This window comes from Plectonema cf. radiosum LEGE 06105, from assembly GCF_015207665.1.
GTDB lineage: Bacteria > Cyanobacteriota > Cyanobacteriia > Cyanobacteriales > Nostocaceae > Rivularia > Rivularia radiosa_A.
In genome coordinates this window covers 35,678-53,277 of sequence record NZ_JADEWL010000032.1, presented here as the reverse complement: position 1 = coordinate 53,277, position 17,600 = coordinate 35,678, and the positions used below count along the sequence as shown (strand labels likewise).

13 protein-coding genes are annotated in these 17,600 nt (G+C 38.9%); 3 read left to right on the top strand and 10 right to left on the bottom strand.

What is annotated here, in order from left to right:
* A partial coding sequence (locus tag IQ247_RS12330) for an FAD-dependent oxidoreductase (RefSeq protein ID WP_193920334.1) occupies window positions 1–341 on the bottom strand: 341 nt, incomplete at its 3' end.
* 108 nt (window positions 342–449) lie between these two features.
* Complete coding sequence (locus tag IQ247_RS12325; RefSeq protein ID WP_193920333.1) at window positions 450–794, bottom strand: hypothetical protein; 345 nt, start codon at window positions 792–794, stop codon at window positions 450–452.
* An 857-nt stretch (window positions 795–1,651) separates the two neighbouring features.
* On the opposite strand from IQ247_RS12325, the gene cimA reads away from it, so the two are divergent.
* Window positions 1,652–3,250: a citramalate synthase gene (cimA, locus tag IQ247_RS12320; RefSeq protein ID WP_193920332.1), complete on the top strand. Its 1,599-nt coding sequence runs from the start codon at window positions 1,652–1,654 to the stop codon at window positions 3,248–3,250.
* A gap of 330 nt (window positions 3,251–3,580) precedes the next feature.
* Here cimA and IQ247_RS12315 read toward each other — a convergent pair whose 3' ends face one another.
* Window positions 3,581–3,814 (bottom strand): hypothetical protein, encoded by a 234-nt coding sequence (locus tag IQ247_RS12315; protein WP_193920331.1) that lies wholly within the window; start codon window positions 3,812–3,814, stop codon window positions 3,581–3,583.
* Window positions 3,815–3,972: 158 nt separating this feature from the next.
* Here IQ247_RS12315 and IQ247_RS12310 point away from each other — a divergent pair, with 158 nt between their 5' ends.
* Complete coding sequence (locus tag IQ247_RS12310) at window positions 3,973–6,063, top strand: NAD(P)/FAD-dependent oxidoreductase (protein ID WP_193920329.1); 2,091 nt, start codon at window positions 3,973–3,975, stop codon at window positions 6,061–6,063.
* 83 nt (window positions 6,064–6,146) lie between these two features.
* On the opposite strand, the gene IQ247_RS12305 is transcribed toward IQ247_RS12310, so the two are convergent.
* The 4 genes from IQ247_RS12305 to IQ247_RS12290 all read right to left on the bottom strand — a co-directional run bounded on the left by IQ247_RS12305 (window position 6,147) and on the right by IQ247_RS12290 (window position 11,795).
* Window positions 6,147–7,766, bottom strand: a complete 1,620-nt coding sequence (locus IQ247_RS12305; protein ID WP_193920327.1) for an HlyD family secretion protein — start codon at window positions 7,764–7,766, stop codon at window positions 6,147–6,149.
* Between the two features lie 467 nt (window positions 7,767–8,233).
* Window positions 8,234–9,727: an Ig-like domain-containing domain gene (locus IQ247_RS12300; protein WP_193920325.1), complete on the bottom strand. Its 1,494-nt coding sequence runs from the start codon at window positions 9,725–9,727 to the stop codon at window positions 8,234–8,236.
* A 71-nt stretch (window positions 9,728–9,798) separates the two neighbouring features.
* Complete coding sequence (locus IQ247_RS12295; RefSeq protein ID WP_193920323.1) at window positions 9,799–10,575, bottom strand: TIGR03943 family putative permease subunit; 777 nt, start codon at window positions 10,573–10,575, stop codon at window positions 9,799–9,801.
* A 164-nt stretch (window positions 10,576–10,739) separates the two neighbouring features.
* On the bottom strand, window positions 10,740–11,795 hold the full coding sequence (locus tag IQ247_RS12290) for a permease (protein ID WP_193920321.1): 1,056 nt from the start codon (window positions 11,793–11,795) through the stop codon (window positions 10,740–10,742).
* 1,094 nt (window positions 11,796–12,889) lie between these two features.
* Here IQ247_RS12290 and IQ247_RS12285 point away from each other — a divergent pair.
* The gene (locus IQ247_RS12285) at window positions 12,890–13,366 is read left to right on the top strand and encodes a pentapeptide repeat-containing protein (RefSeq protein ID WP_228059687.1); all 477 of its coding nucleotides are present in this window, start codon (window positions 12,890–12,892) and stop codon (window positions 13,364–13,366) included.
* A gap of 155 nt (window positions 13,367–13,521) precedes the next feature.
* Here IQ247_RS12285 and IQ247_RS12280 read toward each other — a convergent pair whose 3' ends face one another.
* The 3 genes from IQ247_RS12280 to IQ247_RS12270 form a co-directional block, all read right to left on the bottom strand.
* Complete coding sequence (locus tag IQ247_RS12280; RefSeq protein WP_193920320.1) at window positions 13,522–14,865, bottom strand: TldD/PmbA family protein; 1,344 nt, start codon at window positions 14,863–14,865, stop codon at window positions 13,522–13,524.
* Between the two features lie 264 nt (window positions 14,866–15,129).
* Window positions 15,130–16,602 carry a TldD/PmbA family protein gene (locus tag IQ247_RS12275; RefSeq protein ID WP_193920318.1) on the bottom strand — a complete coding sequence of 491 codons (1,473 nt, stop codon included), beginning with the start codon at window positions 16,600–16,602 and terminating at the stop codon, window positions 15,130–15,132.
* Between the two features lie 202 nt (window positions 16,603–16,804).
* On the bottom strand, window positions 16,805–17,404 hold the full coding sequence (locus tag IQ247_RS12270; RefSeq protein WP_193920316.1) for a YdcF family protein: 600 nt from the start codon (window positions 17,402–17,404) through the stop codon (window positions 16,805–16,807).
* Window positions 17,405–17,600: the final 196 nt, after the last annotated feature.

The window sequence follows — 17,600 nt, the reverse complement described above, 5'->3', positions numbered from 1 at the left end:
CTTGTCCCCTTGTCTCCCTGTCCCCTTGTCTCCCTGTCCCCTTGTCCCTCATAAACCGGGGCTAAAATACCACAAGCCCAATAACCAGTATCTAAACCCGTTATTTCAGCTAATTTTCTCGTCCAATCTGGATATAAATATAGGGAACGATTACATAATTCCAGCATAGCCCGATGGGAAATTCGTTCGGCAGAAGGTGCCAACATTCCCGCTGCGGCTGTTGCTGCTGCTGCTTTGTGATTTCGGCTTATCGCGGTGACTTTTGCACCGCGTAGTTTGAGCTCAATGGCTGTTGCTAAGCCGATAACACCGCCACCAATAATTAAAATGTCACTAGTCATTAGTCAGCCGGTCATTAGTCGTTAGTTATTATTAACTAGTAACAAATAACTACTAACTTATATCTTATAACTCCCAACTGATAATCGACTGCTAAGAACCAGCATTTTTTACCATAAAGCCCGAATTGGTGCGTTATTGCCAGATGTACTTCTTCTTTGACCTACACTAGTTGATGGTGTAGTAGATTCTGTTGTACTACCTTGAGCGGTTGTTGTGGGCGCACTCCGAACAGTTCTTGGGTTATTGTTATTATTTTGGGCAACGCTGCTTTCTCCTGAAGACCCAGTGGCAGTACTATTAACATTAATATTCGCTGGAAGAACTTGGGATTCTCTTCTCCTTGCCGGAACTTCAGCATTGCGTCCGTCCATAGGAAAATTGATCCCCAACAATGTACCTAGCAAAATCGCCAAGCCTCCTGCCATCAAAATTAACGGTGTCCATCTACCCATTTTTGTTTTATCTCCTTTTCAAACTGAATGGTATCTTTTCTAACTTTCGATATTTCCATTTTCTTACTTAAAACTAAAGCTTTGACTTTTGTCAAAAACTATTCAGCGAAGTAAATGGAAAATGTGCGTCTTTTCGCATTTGAACAATATAACGGTTGTATCGGTAGACTTACCAATATTACTAACAGCTAATCGTTAATTACTGTATTCACTGTTCTTATAAAGGTCAATGGCATTTTGTTGCAAAACAAATAATAAAAATATCAGCTTGTGCCTGGGAACAGCAACGCCGGAATTGCATATATAATCATAAAAAAATCTCGGTAGTTTGGAAACTCAGTCTTTTTAAAGCTGAGAGGAAAAACGCCGTGTGTGGTTTTAACCACTTTGTTCCATTACTGCCTTGGAGTTGTTTGATTCGGTGTACTTTTGTAATGTACTTTCAACAGGACAATTACTGTTTCAAACCTTACAACCCTGTACACATAATGGTTTTGCTCCGAGGAGCCTCCCTTTCGGGGTGATGTTAGCTTCGACAATGTTACTGGTCCGTACTTTTCAAACAACACTTCCTTAACCCTATAAAGATGTTTAATTGTTTGATTCTAGAGCAGTAGACTAGCTTCGCATCCACTGGTAGGTCTTTAACTCTTGCCAGTAACGTAGGAATTTAATCCTTAGTCTGGTCAACTAATGTCTAAATCTATAAGCTAGAAGCGAGCGTATCTTTAGACCTGGGTTGTTGACTGTCTTAGGTTGAGCTTAAAAAACAGGCATCTTTCATTACCAAACTGGCTTTTTATTCTTATACATTCACATATTGCCTTCTCTGGTTGTTGTTCTACTCTTCTATAATTATGACCGTAAATTCCTCACATCAACTTTGGATATACGATACCACGCTACGAGATGGTACTCAGCGTGAAGGTTTATCAGTTTCCCTGGAAGATAAATTACGTATCGCTAGGAGATTAGATGAACTGGGAATTCCTTTTATTGAAGGTGGTTGGCCCGGAGCTAACCCTAAAGACGTAGAGCTTTTTTGGCAGTTGAAAGAACAACCACTCAAGCAAGCCCAAATTGTTCCCTTTTGTTCGACTCGAAGACCCAATAAACAAGCAAGTTGCGAACCAATGCTGCAAGCTATTCTTGCTGCGGGTACTAATTGGGTAACTATTTTTGGTAAGTCCTGGGATTTACACGTCACCGAAGGTATTAAAACCAGTTTAGCAGAAAATTTAGAAATGATTCGCGATACGATTACGTATCTTCACGGGCATGGTCGTCGTGTTATATACGATGCTGAACACTGGTTTGATGGTTACAAGCACAATCGAGATTATGCTCTACAAACTTTAAAGACTGCTGTCGCTGCCGGTGCGGAATGGTTAGTTTTATGCGATACAAATGGTGGTACTTTACCTCACGAAATTTCACAAATTGTTACCGATGTCAAGAAAAACTTTCCCGAACATATTCAACTAGGAATTCATACTCACAATGATTCGGATACGGCGATCGCCAATGCTCTGGCTGGAGTAATGGCGGGGGTAACAATGGTACAAGGTACAATTAATGGCTATGGGGAACGCTGCGGTAATGCCAATCTTTGTTCTTTAATTCCAAATTTACAGTTAAAGCTGGGGTACAAGTGCATTTCTCCCGATCGGCTATCGAATCTCGCACAAACCAGCCATTTTGTCAGTGAAGTAGTTAACCTGGCTTCTGACGAACACGCTCCTTTTGTGGGACGTTCGGCTTTTGCTCACAAAGGTGGTATTCATGTATCAGCAGTACAAAGAAATCCCCTCACCTACGAACACATCGAACCGGAAAAAGTCGGAAATTCTCGTCGTATAGTAATTTCCGAACAAGCAGGAATCAGCAATGTTTTAGCTAAAGCCAGTGGATTTGGGATCAAACTTGAGAAAAATCATCCAGCAACGCGGCAAATATTACAGCGTCTCAAAGAATTAGAAAGTCAAGGATATCAGTTTGAAGCAGCCGAAGCTAGTTTTGAATTGTTGATGCGTTCCGTTTTACAAACTCGTCCCTCTTTTTTCCAAGTTAAAGGTTTTCAAATTCATTGCGATTTAGGTTCATCTTTGGAAACAACCAAAGCCCTCGCAACAGTTAAAGTCGCAGTCATTGGTGAAGATATTTGGGAAGCAGCCGAAGGTAACGGACCAGTTGCAGCAATGGACGCGGCTTTACGCAAAGCTTTAGTCAAATTTTATCCGCAAATCAATACATTTGAACTTACAGATTATAAAGTCAGGATTCTCAACGGACATAGCGGCACCTCAGCCACAACCCGCGCAATGGTTGAAATCGGCAACGGACAGCAGCGCTGGACAACCATAGGAGTTTCTAACAATATATTAGAAGCTTCTTATCAAGCAGTAGTACAAGGATTGGAATACGGTTTAATGAAACACTCGCAATTAAATGGTTAGTTGATGGTGGTTAGTTGATGGTGGTTGGTGGTTGGTGGTTAGTTGATGGTGGTTAGTTGATGGTGGTTGGTGGTTAGTTGATAGTTATTATTCATTTTCCCCGATCTCCCCCGAACCCCCAAACCCTGTTCACAATTACCAATTACCCATTACCAATTACCAATTACCCATTACCAATTACCAATTACCAATTACCAGTTACCAATTACCAAATTTCAGGCAAAATATTAAAAACACTCTCACACCTAATTTATGATTGGCTTAGCAGGCTTAAAACCGATTATTTGCTTAATTGGGGTATTATTTCTCCCAATTTTTAGGATTGAGGATTTAAGCTAAACTTTCCCAAGCTTGGGCTACGACTTGGCTTAGCCAACGACGTTGCTGTTTATCAAGTACGGCATCTTCTGCTAAAAGTTGTGAAGTCAATTCTTCTAATGATTGACCTTGAGAACGGACTAATTTTATTACGCCTGCGATGGCAACAGCAACTAGTTCTTCGTTAACTGGCTGCTGTCTCATCGCAAAGATTTGTTGGGGGTTATCTGGGATGGGATAATTCATGGCGTGTGTGTGAATAATTAAAGGAACAAAAAAAACTTGCGAACTCTTAAACTTTCTTTACAGAATATTTATTCAACTGATAGGGCGGAGTTTACCGCGATTTACAACTTTCTTAAATCTGTCTTAATGAGTAGATTTTGGGTATATTGCCACCAAAAATGAAAGAAATTATTTATTTAGAAATCCCAACTCCAGACACAGCAGGGGTAAGAGACTGGTTGCAAAATTCCTTTGAGCCGGGAACTTGTGACAAGATATTAACGTCTGATGGCATTCGCTTGAAGTCGTCTGATACTACATCTGTTGTTTCAGATATTACGGAAAAGTTACCAAACGAATTATCTGTATTTGTGTGGAATGTGCAGCGAACCACGTATTTAAAGGTGTTTCGATGGGGGGATAAATTTCCCCAAGAGATACAAATTTTACGAAAGCTCACGGAGCAGCTACGCGATCGCTTTCCTCATAATTATCCTGAACCACCAGCAATTGATTTGTCCAAACAATCAATTTTTGCAGCGCTAGCTGCTCATTATCCCCTTACCGTTAAGTATTTCCAGAAAATGCCTAACGGAGAATACGATTTAAACCGTGCCTACTGGTGGGAACAACGTTGGCGCGAAGGTGTAAGAAATCCCCAGCAGCCAAAGCAAGTTATATTTTCGCACCATGAAGCGGCTACAAGCGGATTTCCCTTGTCCTCTTCTAGTTACGACCTAATCTATATCGGCGGTGCTTTAGGGGTGATTCATGCGGCATTAATGGCTAAATTAGGCTATAAAGTACTGTTGGTGGAACGCTTACCTTTTGGCAAGATGAATCGGGAATGGAATATTTCCCGCTCGGAAATTCAAAATTTGGTAAATTTGGGTTTGCTGACTGCTGCTGAAGTAGAATCAATTATTGCCCGCGAGTATAAAGACGGATTTAATAAATTTTTTGATGCTTATATTCCCGATCAACTCAAATCGCCGATTCTTCACACACCAACCGTACTAAATATAGCTTTAGATTCAGAAAAATTACTGGCTTTATGTGGCGATAAACTGCGATCGGCAGGTGGTGAAATTTGGGATGAAACGGAGTTTATCAAAGCAGATATTGATGCATCTCAAGTTGTTTTGACACTCAAGGATTTATCATCACAAAGTCAACATCTTGTGAGTGGCAGATTGCTGGTAGATGCCATGGGAACAGCGTCACCGATTGCATGGCAACTCAACCCCAAACGGGCTTTTGACAGCGTATGTCCGACAGTCGGAGCAGTCGTCGAAAGTGGATTTGAACCCCAAGTTTGGGATTCTCAATACGGTGATGTTCTCAACAGTCACGGGGATATTTCACGGGGAAGACAGTTGATTTGGGAATTATTCCCTGGAGAAAACAAAGAACTGACAATTTACTTATTTCATTATCATCAAGTAAACCCTGAAAATCCTGGCTCCTTAATGGAAATGTACGAAGACTTTTTCACCATTTTGCCAGAATATCGCCGCTGCGACATCGATAAACTAGTGTGGAAGAAACCTACGTTTGGATATATACCCGGACATTTCAGTGTTGGTAGTCGCGATCGCACTGTTGCTGTTAATCGTTTAATCGCGATCGGTGATGCTGCATCGCTTCAATCTCCCCTAGTGTTTACCGGCTTCGGTTCCTTAGTACGCAATCTCGGCAGGTTAACGGAACTTTTAGATACTGCGCTCAAGCATGATTTACTATCTGCCAGACATTTAAATCAAATTCGCGCTTTTCAAAGTAACATTGCCGTAACTTGGATGTTTTCCAAAGGTATGATGGTTCCTACCGGAAAATTTATCCCACCAGAGCGCATCAATGCTATGCTAAATAACTTCTTTGGGTTATTGGCAGATGAACCATTAGAAGTAGCGGATAACTTTATCAAAGATAGATTCGATTTATCAACTTTTAACCGACTCGCATTGAAAGCAGCTAAGAAAAATCCCGCATTGCTGCTGTGGATTTGGCAACTTGCAGGAGCAAAAGATTTACTGAGATGGGTTGGTAACTATGTTGACTTTGCCCGTCACAGCATAGTTAGTGCTGTATTTGGTAGATGGTTTGAGGGATTTATCCGCTCAATACAGCCAAAGTTAGAATCTCGCTTTCCAGGGTTATGGTTACGACTTTTGGCTATAAATTATGCACTTAGCGCGGGTAAACCACTTCCCCAAAACCAAAATTATCAATTAACAGTTGAAAGCAATCAGGTAATGGGTAATGGGTAATGGGTAATGGGTAATGGGTAATGGGGTATAGCTCATGGAGTTCAGATACAAGTATAATACTCCCCATCTCCCCCATCTCCCAATTATTCATGAGTGTCCTTTTTTTCGGTAAATTTGGGCAATTCTACGGATGACAATGATTTTCGTCCTTTAGGTGGACGTTTGGGATAAATCAATGGGGAAGGAGAATTAGTATGATACTCATCATTGTTGATGAACTCGAAAGATGCGGCATTTTCGGATAAGTCAAAAGCTGGAAAATGAGAAATTTCTTCCCAATAATCTTGAGTTTCGCTGTCACTATTCTCATTCATCTTCATCGATGAGGTAAAACTTATCGTCTGCTCGTTGTTTGTAGAATAATTTTGATTGGTTTCAAGATTATTTATGAGATTATTATCATCGTTATTTGTTCCACGGGGTTCGATAACAGCTTTCCAATTAGGGATTATGGCGGATGAGTTTTCTACATCTTCTTTTGGGGGAGATTTTTGCAATCCAGATTCCGTTTGAGAAAAAAATGTTTGGATAACGCTATCTAACTTTTCTTCTAATTCCGATGAATCTGAGGGGGAAACTATTTGCTGTTCGGTTGTTTTCTCGGCTGCTGCATCATTTGCTAAATCTTCTTTTGGCACTATATCTGGATTAGCTGAAAATTCCCAAGTAGAAGATTCTTCTGGAATTGAATTTTCACTATCATTAGCTGCGGATGTTGTCAGAATTTCTTGCCAAAGGTCATTTTGTATTTCGTATGATTCCGGCGGAGCCGACCAAGGTTGAATTGATTGTATACTCTTTATGGTTTGAATTTGCTTAAATTTACTTAATTTTGAATTAATTGTTGTATCGGAAAAACTACTGTCGGTATCATCAAGGGTATCGTAACCAGGAATTGTTGTTTCTAGACTTTTTTCCAAAGCAGCTTTAAATTGTAAAGTTTGACGCTGTTGACGTTTGAGTCTAGTACGCAACTCCCGACAATCATTTTCTGACTGGGATAAAAGCTGAGATTGTTCGTTGTATTTCGTCTGTATCAAGGCAGATTCGCGTTCAATCTGAGCAAGACGTTGTTGGTTGAGTTCGATCTGTCCTTTATAAGACTCAGCCAAACTTTCTTGACGTTGAGCATTTTTTAGGGTATTTTCTAACTGCTCGAACAAAGATTGTATTTGTGCTTGAGCAGCATTTAATTCTTGACTTTGCTGTTTAAACATTGATTCTGCAACGGTTGAACGCTTTTTTTGTCGTTGCAAAGCTGCTTGCGACTCACCCAAAGCCGTGGTTAGTTCTTCCACTTGCTCGTAGAGTTGATTGTTCGCAGAACGTAATTCTTCATTCAATTGCAGCAGTTTGTCAAATTCTGCATTTACCATCGCTTGTTGTTGAGCGTTGGGTTCAGCAACCCAGTCATCCTTTAGAGGGTGTTCTGAGTTGGTTTCTTGATCAAATTGAGGTGACTGACTCAATTGAGAATCAATAATTATTTCTACTGCTGTATCAATATCTTCTGAGGAACTCGCAGTTTGATTTAGCGACGCTTGCTCAGAGGCTGGTGCTAATAACAATACTTCAATTGCTTTATTTTCACCAGCTAAAATCCCATGAAAAGGATTAGCAGCTCTTTCAGACGATTGCAGCGAATCAACAGAATTTAATTTTTCAATATAAGCCCCATCATCTGGGGTTTGGGTTTCATGCATTACTCTTCACCCACCAGCTTCGATTAAAAGCAGACACTACGGTATAATTATTCATTTATGTATGCTGTCTTAACAAAATCTTCCCTTTAAGGCAAGAGATACTTTCCCCGATATAAGTTATTCAGTAACAGTAATTTGTCGTTTTTCCGGGTTTCAGCGCAAAAAATACCATTTGAAAAAATTTAATAAACTCCATACAACCCCAAGCAATTTTACACGACAGCGATTTTTAATGAATTCACCCTCCCGAAGATACAGCACTAACAGCAGTTTCTGATCGGAACCCACGAGAGTAGCTGTTAAGACCGCGCGCTGTCTCCTAATGTAGCAAATGACTCCCCCCTCTCAGCAAGTAATAATCGTAACAAGGAAAGATTTGGTGGGATGGGGGATAGGCAAGAGGTAAGAGGTAAAAGGCAAGAGGCAACTGATAACTGTTAACTGTTAACTGTTAACTGTTAACTGATTCAAGGAAGCCAGCGGGGATGAAAACCGATTAAAGGAAGTTCTTCTGGTTGTGCATTAACATTATTCTCGCCAACGGGTAATAAGGGCATTAACCATAAGCTGCTTGTACTAATTTCCTGTCCGTCTTGTGTTTTTAAAACTTTGCCTCGTACTGAACTACTGGTATCTGTGATTGATACTACTTGGTCGAATAATAACCCCAAACCATCGGCAGATAAACTCATTTGTAATTCTCGTTTGTCGGGAGGCAATACTAATAATGGCTTCTGCTGTCCGGTTTTCAGATTAATTGCTACCAAGTATGGTTGTTCTTCATAGCTTTCTCCCGGTAATAACTGGGTTAACAAACAATAAAGATTAGGTGAAGCTGGGTCAAATTCGCATTTAATAATGGAACCTGTAGTTTTGATTAATTGTTTTTGGGTACCTTGATTGGTGACTAAAAACAAATCTCGCGTGTAATCGGTGTTGAATTTGACTAAAACCGCTTGAGAGCCATCTTTTGAAAAAGCTTGCAGTAAACCAAATTGTGGAAGAAAATCTAGGGGTTTGCTAGCGTCTGTTTGTATCGGTAATATGGCTGTTCCTTGACCTTGAGCAACTGCTACAGCTTGACTATCTGGAGTAATTAAAAAATCTCCTGCTGGTTGTTCGTTTTTAATGAGTTTGGGTTGATCTTGTTTTCCCTTATCCCCCATTGGGAAAAACCACAGTCCAAAATCACTCGGATTGTTTTTATGCGCTCTTTGTAAAACTATAGTTTTACCGTCAGGAGATAAGTCAAATTTGAGAATTTGATATTCTTTACTATCTAAAACTAAATCAACCTTAGCTGGTGGTTTTGTGTTTTGTTCTGTTTCTCCAGAAATACCCGTAGTGACTGTATATAGTTGAGCCGATAAAATATCTTGGTTATTTGCACTATGAGCAGAGAATAAAACTCTTTCTCCATCCGGAAATGCTTCAAAATCCAATACCACCAAGTCTTTAGGAGTGAGTAATGTTTTTTGTTCTTGGGTTAAGTTGTAGAGAACTAATCTTCCTGTTTCTTCTTTCTCAATACCAAGATAAAGGATAACGCGATCGCGAGAGCGAAAAGTACCTACAAATGGCTGGATAAATTTTTCTTCTCCCCTCGCAGCAGAAAATTTATCTTTAGCACCCTGTAATTCTACTGTATACCGTTCTCCATAGGGAGCTGGTGTCAAAAGCGTATAAGCCATTCTTCGTCCTGACCAGCTGATTTTTCCCGCTAAAGGTGGTTGGATTTTCAAATTTTTTTCTACGCTTTGAATGTCCATGGGACGGCTAAAATTAAGGTTAAAAGATATATCATCCGCTCCAATTTTGGAATTTTCCCAGCTAAAGTTGCGGACGCTTGGTTTAACCCCATCACCTTGCAATATGATCAATCCAATTAATACGGTTAACGCTAATATTAGCCCTAGAGCAACTCGGTCTAATGGTTGAATAAATGTCTTATTTGTTGTCATTGGTGGATAGTTGATAGTTGACAGGGGACAGTTGACAGTTGTTAAAATTACTACTAACTATGAACTACTATTTAATAACTGTAAGGATTTTTCGGACGAGAAATTGGTTTTACAGAATTAGAAATAACTGTTAATTGGCGTTTTCCAGAAAGAGTTTCTGTGGCCATTTTCCCTTCAATTTCTAGCCAACTATCTTTTTTAAATTGTTCTCTTGTTTGACCTTGTGGTAGTTTGATGGGTAAACCTACTGGATAAGCATCTGCGGCACAGCAAGTTAGCACGAATCTTGCTAAAAATAAATATTCATTACTTAAATCTGGTGGATATATGACAAATCCTGTCACCTTTGCTTTTTGTCCAGTATATGCATCAGGTTCGGGATAAACGCTTAGTGTTCGTGACCAATCTACTAAGGAACGTTCTTCAGGACGAATGGAAGCACGAAATGACTGGGGCTGAAGACGAGAATTTCCTGTTGATAAGTCGGTTACACCTTTTTGTAATGCTTTGTCGCTGGCAAAAACTGGGGGTGCAACAACAAAACCGACAATTGCTACTGCTATTAATAAAATACTGCCCAAACGAGGAGGTATTAAGTTCATGTGCTGAACGTTTGCAGCAACCCCAGGTCGTCGTAAAAGCTCTACTCCTTTGGCAATTCCAATAATTACTAATACGATACCGGCTACAACAACTAATGCGAAATAGTTGGGATGAATAAGTAAATACAATTCTTGGGTTAGCCAATATTTCAACATTAAAAATCCCCAGGCTACAATGGCGATTACATCTAGCCAAGGAAGTAAATTATTTAAGATTTTTGATCGGCGTTGTTTTCTTGAACTCATTGCTTGTTATTTATGGGTGTGAAGAGGCGAAGACTGTTGCGCTCGGAACATCAATGGGAACAAATTTACTCGAAAGCTACCCTAATATCGAAATGCTGTAAATAAATTACATTGGACTTTTTTAATACTCCATTAATTAATCAAAGCGATGAATATTTATTTTTTTAAATAAAATGTAGATTGATTATTAAGCAGAACAGAAACGCTAATTGTGCTGCTAGTGCAAACAGATAAAAAACTGCTTTTGGTTTAAAAATTGTTAGCATTAAACCAATACCTTTGAGGTCAATCATTGGACCAAAAACTAAAAATGCTAATAGCGAACCGCTAGTAAAAGCCGAAGCAAAAGATAAAGCAAAGAAGGAATCGACTGTGGAACAAATCGACACAACCGCAGCAAGTATGAGCATTGTAATTACGGAGCTAACTGGACCTGCACCCAAACTCAGAATCAAGTCGCGGGGTGCTAATACTTGAATCGCAGCGGCGATCGCACTTCCTAGAACGAGTATGGCACTCAATTCTCGTAATTCTTGTATTGTATTATCTACAACTAGTCGCATTTTATCGGCTAGAGGTTTAGTTGGTGCAGAAGTTGCGATCGCAGCGGACATCCCCATAGTTTCCATCCGCCTGGTTTGACCGAGTTTTCCACCGAGTAAATAAGTACCCGGTTTGAGCAAAGTTGGTATCGCTGTTTGTGTTTCTAAGCCAGAAAGTTGCAAAACTTCTTTAGGTTCGGCTTTTCGGGGTTGATTAAATTTTAAATAACGAGCAATTGTTGGTTGAACAATGGGGCTTAAGTCTTTTTGAAAGCTAAAAACGTAGCCAATAATTACAGCGATTAGTAAAGATAAGACTACCCTTAATACAACGATTTCTGGCTGATCGCGAAATGCAATCCATGTTGCCCAAATGACAATCGGGTTAATTGTCGGTGCTGCGAGCAAAAAACCAATTGCCATAGATGTCGGCGCTCCCTGCACTAATAATCGTCGCGCTACAGGTACGTTACCGCATTCGCACACTGGAAACAAAAAGCCGATCATACTACCAGCCAAAGCTCCAAGTAGGGGATTTTTGGGAGCTTTTTCCAGCAATGTACGCTCATCGACGAAAAATAGCAGCATACTAGAGAACAAAACTCCTAGCAATAAAAAAGGTATTGCCTCTACTAATAGGCTAAGGAATATGGTGAAACCATTGCTAAGTTGATTCATGAGTGTCGTTTATTTAAACGCTTTTCAAGCTGTGTTGAGTTTTGACGGATATGTCCTAGTTATTTTAGCGGAATCGCGATTGTACGCAGGTAAGTAGAGTAAACTATACATCATTTTTAGAGATTAATTGCGGTTATCTCATTTTCAATTTTCGTTACTCTTTTAACTACCACCGAAATAAATGTTTGTGCAATCCGAAACTAGAACAGCCTCCGAAGACTATGATTAAGCTTTGAACCCTCTACTGTATACATTGAGTTAAGTCTATAGGCAAGAAAATTCAATTAGTATTCGGAAAACTGCTCTTTGATCAGCAACAACTGATATGACGGTACCAGTTTTTGACTTCCATACTAAATCTCTAATACTTGACAATTAAGCGTTGATTTATACCTCCAGCCATAAAATCCGACTTGGTTATATCTAAAATACGCATTTTAAATAAAAATAGTTCCAATTTAATAGTTTAAGTTCTCAAGCACGGAATTACGATCTATCTATCTTTAGACTTACAATAATTTAACTTTATTTGATGTTATCTTCGACGCATTTTCATAAAACGTCAGTATTTTTGTCGTATTTGGTATCTAATAGTGACTTTTGCTTCTGACAAAATTTTCTTTTTCAAGGGTATTGTGTAACTTTTACAAAACTTTACAAAACTTTGATGGCGTTGAGCATCTTAAGAAGTTCTTTTTATACCTAGGGATAGAGTTTCGGATTGTAAGAACAGCAGTGAGGTCAAATTTAGCAGTAATCAGCGATAAATGAGGATTTTGTGAGTAATTTGGGATTTTTGCGGTTAATTCGTCTTGATGCTCCATTTTATTGATGCAGGTGGAAAGGGTTTTTATTGTTTAATTTATGATTTAATTTTTTATTTAATAAATATAAAAAAGGCAAAACCAAGTATTCATCCCTGAGATTTCAATCGTTAGGATGAAGACATTACGATTCATTTGAGTGATGATGTAAACAGTTGATTAAACAAAGAGTTTGGCAACAATTATTGATGATTTCAGGAAAATCCAAATATGTTTTGTAGATATAACTGAAAATCGAAAATAATTGCTGAGTGGTGGAGGAATTAAAGTATGAAAACTAATATGAAAACTAAAATAATTGCAGCGGCAGCAGCTTTAACTACAATGTTTTTAAGCGCTCCAGCTAAAGCCGAAGCACCTGTCTCTACACAGGTATTACGACAAGTATTACGATTAAGTCGAACAGGAGAATGTTTTGCTTGCGATTTAAGAGGTGCTAATCTCAGAGGCGCTCATTTAATTGGTGTTGATTTAAGAAACGCCAATTTAACAGGTGCAAATCTTGAAGAAGCTAATTTAGAAGGTGCTGATTTAACAGGTGCTGATTTGCAAGGTGCAAATTTATCTGGTGCTTTTATTAATAGTACGACATTGAATAAAGCTGATTTGACAAATGCGAATTTGAGTGATTCCCAACTTTATAGCGCTCAATTAGAAGACGCTACATTAATTGGTGCAAATTTGAGTGGTGCGGACATATTTGATACTTCAATTGGTGTTGGTGGAGAATCAGTAGAAGAAGAATAAAGTTTTAAATTACTACGAATAACATTTATGTAGAGACGTTGCAATGCAACGTCTTTTGGTTAAAAAAGAAGTCGGGTTTTTACAAAAATTATCTGTTGTTACAGATATTAAAGCTAAAAACTCGACTTCTATAGTTTACGAAATATAATTGTGTTTTATTCTCCGGTAATTGACAAACCCTCAACCCAAATACGGGGACAAACTCCTCCCGGAGTTAATTCTACTTCCTTCTCTACAAAAACAATTGATTTAAGAAGTTCTAGAAAATCACCAGCAACAGTTGCTGAATCAATACTGGTTTTTTCTCCTTTATTGATCAACCAACCATCAAAAGGTAAAGAAAATGAACCTTGTAAAGATTTAACTCCTGCATGAAGTGCTTGTAAATCATCAATTAAAACTACATTTTCAGCAGTTTCTAAACTGAATTGTTGTTCGGGTGCTGCACTCGCAAAAACGTGATAAAAATTAGGACTAACGGTAACTTTTGCCCCAATATTAGCATTACCCGTTGGTTTAGCATTCATCCGTTTGGCGGTACCCGCACTGTGGAGAAAATTTTTCAAAACTCCGTTTTCAATTAATGATACCTGACGAGTGGGTGTTCCTTCCCCATCGAAGGTTTCTGCACCAATATTTGCTGGATGTAGTGCATCATCGTATAACGAAAGCAAAGGAGAAGCAATTTGTTTACCCAAATCATCTGGAGTAGATAAACTTTGCTTGTCAAGAATACTTTGAGCGTTAAATAAGTTAGAAAAAGCACTCAGTAAACTTAAAAAAGCATCCGGAGAGAATACAACCATGTACTTGCCAGTGGGAATTTTTCGATAATTCAAGTGGCTGATAGTTTTCTCTATAGTTTCTTTGATACAGCCGTTAACATCTAATTTTTCTACTCCATGGCTAATTCTAAAAGCACCAGCACTACGAGGTTTTCTACCTTCTTCCTCTGTTTTACTGTATAGATAAATTGATGCTAAAGAATGGGATTGGGCCCTCATTGCACCATCACTGTTAAGATAAAACCGCTCAAAATCTCTTTGGGATAGAGAATTATATGGTACACCTTTAATCGCTTGATGACCTGCGAGTACTTCTTTTTCTGCTGTTAATAAACTATCTATTAAAGAGGAAACAGGTGCTGGAGTTGCTTTCTGATCGGTTTTACCGTTGTTTATCTCAGCTTTAGCTTCTGGACTAAAATCAGGTGTATTTTCTTTTACACCAAATATACTTGCTTCAAATGCAGTTTTTAAAGCCAATTCTAATCCTTTGGAGTCTACATCCGTAGTGCTAGTCACACCCATTGTATTATCTTCATTCCAGACTCGGACGGTAACACCAGAAAGATTAGTGGCTTTAACTTGCTTCGGCTCTCCTTGATCTACTTGAACACTAGTTGAATCTACTATAGAACCGTAAATATCAAATTTTTTGATACCAAGTTGTTCGGCACTTTCCTTAGCAGAAGCTGCAATTTCTTGTATGTTGGGCATAGTTAATTTTGGATAGAGGGATTTCTGCGGAGGAAGGAAAACGATTTTAAATTTACAATTGGATTTATAATTTTAGATTTATAACTATAAATTTTAAATTTGAAATTTTTTTAAATTTGAAATTTAAATTCTTAATTATAAAATATAAATTATAAATTAAATTGATCAATTTGGATTGCGGATTTTTTGCTGGGTCAAGCATAAATGTTACCCAACAAAAAATCATTTTTTTTTGACAATCCAAAAATTAAAATCGAAAACTCCCTAACGTCCGCCAACAGTAATTGAATCTACTTTGATATGTGGCTGTCCTACGGTAGTATAAATGCTACCACTAACCGAGCCGCAGAAACCCGGAGCTAAAGACAAATCTTGGGAACACATGGAAATTTTAGTCATAATTTCCTGGGCTTCACCTATTAGAATAGCTCCTTTTAGAGGCTTAGTCATCTTACCGTTTTCAATTAAGTAAGCTTCTTCTACGCCAAAATTAAATTCACCCGTAGTCCCAACGCTACCACCGCCCATTTTCTTACAGTAAATGCCTTTATCAATGGAAGCGAATAAATCATCTGTAGAATATTCACCAGTAGCAATGTAAGTATTTCGCATCCGACTAGCCGCAGCATATGTAAAATTCTGCCGTCTGCCACTACCTGTTCGAGGATGTCCAGTACGTGTTGAACCGGCTCTATCTGCCAAGAAGTTTTTGAGAACGCCTTTTTCAATTAATAATGTTCTTTGGGCTGGCATCCCTTCATCGTCCATATCAATGGTGCCAAAGGCATTATCAGTACGTCCTTCGTCCCAAGCAGTTAAGGCTTCATGGGCAATTTTTTCACCTTTCTTGTTAGCAAAAGGTGTGGTATTGCGTTCAATTTGAGTAGTTTCGAGTAAATGTCCGCAAGCTTCGTGAAAGATAACTCCACCAAAGTGATTCGCCATGATAATCGGATAATCACCCGATTCTACATAGTCAGCATAAAGCATTTTACCAGCAGATTCACCGATTTGCTCCGCCGCTTGCTGAAAATCCCAAGTTTTGAGAAAATTGGGGTCACTGGTATTACCGGCACGTTCGGCTATAGAACTGCGATTCGCTCCATCAGCACAGAGTAAGCTTAATGCTACTGATTGAGTTAAGCGGATATCACGAGCAAAAGTTCCATCACTAGCTGCAACTAAAATTTCTTGCCAATCGCGGAAATAAGAAGCACGACGGGATTGAATGTGACTCGCTTTTTTATTTAGTTGAGCAGTACTATCAAGTAACACTTCTCCCATTTCCCGCATGGAAGCACACAAAGGCAGCCATGCATCTTTGGTTCTTTTTGTTGCGTAATCTCTGAGTAATTCCAGATTAATCTCTGGGATAAAAGCCTTCGGTACGGGTAATTCTAACCCAACAATCGCCAAAGCTTTTTCCAAAGCTAATTTTAAACCAGTAAAAGAAATATCATTGGTGCTGACGTAGCAATCAGCCTTACCACGAAATACTCTCACTCCCGCACCTGTAGAAAGACGGGGTGTAATACTAGTAATAGTGTCTTCTTCCGCTAAGCAACTGATATAGCTGACGCGCTCCAAGAAGAATTCAATAAAATCAGCGCCAGCAGCACGTCCCAAACCTAATAAAGTAGATAAAGGTGCTGCCCAAGTTTCATCAAAATGCTCTTTTGTGGAAGAGTATTGTAAATTGGGAAGTTCTTGGGAAAGAAGTAGAGTACTTGTTTGCATAAGTTACCTTTTGATTGAGGAGCGTTATCTTAAACTAGTTATTGCAGTTCTTATTATGATATGAGAAGATACAGCAAACCGTAGGGGACTGTGTATCATCTTAACTAATATCTATTGGGTTTTTGGAGTTTCTAGCAAGGGTAGTATTGCTTTTGATTAGTTTTTGATGGGTGAGAGTTAACAGTTATCAAGAGGTTATCTTCTAATTATTGCATTTTCTACCATCACTAGAAGGAAGGTTGGGATTGAGACTTGCGCCGGTATGACCTGTAATTATCCAAAATATAGAACGAAATACGTCGCGAGAAATGTGTAGAAATGATTCTTTTGGTACTTGCGAAGGAACTGCAACAGGAGTATATGTTATGCCGTGATTGCCTAAAACTATAGTGGCGATCGCGATTGCTCTGGGCAGATGAAATTCAGATGTGATTATATATAAATGTTTGATATTAAGTCTTTCAAAATCCTTGACTAAGGAAGTAAAATTTGTGACCGTATCTACAGCACGGTAATCGAGGTGAATTCGTTCTTTCGCAATACCCGCAGCGCCGAAAATCTTGTTTGCTTTCTTGCAGGAAACACCGCTAGAAACCCAAATATCAAGAGTTGGGTAATTTTGAGCGAATTGCGCGGTAAATTTTTCTCTTTCTGAACCACCACCAAGCATGAGAATAGCTTGGGGTTTGGGTGCTTGGTAAGATGCAATGGCTAATTTGATCGGAATTGTTGCGAGGAGAATTAGGAGAAATGTGAATAGGGCGATCGATCCGTATTTAAGGATGGGGTAGAGCCATTTCATTAATGTTGTCAGAGCAAAGTTTTTTTGATAGTAGATCAGTTATCGCTTGATTGCCAGTTTTGTTGAAGTGAATGGGGTATATTGCAATCAGAATAGGAGTGCTACTTGAATAAAGAAGTCGGGTTTTTAGGATAAATATCGGTAAAACAAAAAAATCATTGTAAAATAGCTGTTAATTGCTTGTTTAGGGAGGAAT

Bases quoted from the DNA above. Each gene is read 5' to 3' on its own strand.
- IQ247_RS12325 (WP_193920333.1), bottom strand. From the start codon at position 794: ATGGGTAGATGGACACCGTTAATTTTGATGGCAGGAGGCTTGGCGATT.
- cimA (WP_193920332.1), top strand. From the start codon at position 1,652: ATGACCGTAAATTCCTCACATCAACTTTGGATATACGATACCACGCTA.
- IQ247_RS12315 (WP_193920331.1), bottom strand. From the start codon at position 3,814: ATGAATTATCCCATCCCAGATAACCCCCAACAAATCTTTGCGATGAGA.
- IQ247_RS12310 (WP_193920329.1), top strand. From the start codon at position 3,973: ATGAAAGAAATTATTTATTTAGAAATCCCAACTCCAGACACAGCAGGG.
- IQ247_RS12305 (WP_193920327.1), bottom strand. From the start codon at position 7,766: ATGCATGAAACCCAAACCCCAGATGATGGGGCTTATATTGAAAAATTA.
- IQ247_RS12300 (WP_193920325.1), bottom strand. From the start codon at position 9,727: ATGACAACAAATAAGACATTTATTCAACCATTAGACCGAGTTGCTCTA.
- IQ247_RS12295 (WP_193920323.1), bottom strand. From the start codon at position 10,575: ATGAGTTCAAGAAAACAACGCCGATCAAAAATCTTAAATAATTTACTT.
- IQ247_RS12290 (WP_193920321.1), bottom strand. From the start codon at position 11,795: ATGAATCAACTTAGCAATGGTTTCACCATATTCCTTAGCCTATTAGTA.
- IQ247_RS12285 (WP_228059687.1), top strand. From the start codon at position 12,890: ATGAAAACTAATATGAAAACTAAAATAATTGCAGCGGCAGCAGCTTTA.
- IQ247_RS12280 (WP_193920320.1), bottom strand. From the start codon at position 14,865: ATGCCCAACATACAAGAAATTGCAGCTTCTGCTAAGGAAAGTGCCGAA.
- IQ247_RS12275 (WP_193920318.1), bottom strand. From the start codon at position 16,602: ATGCAAACAAGTACTCTACTTCTTTCCCAAGAACTTCCCAATTTACAA.
- IQ247_RS12270 (WP_193920316.1), bottom strand. From the start codon at position 17,404: ATGAAATGGCTCTACCCCATCCTTAAATACGGATCGATCGCCCTATTC.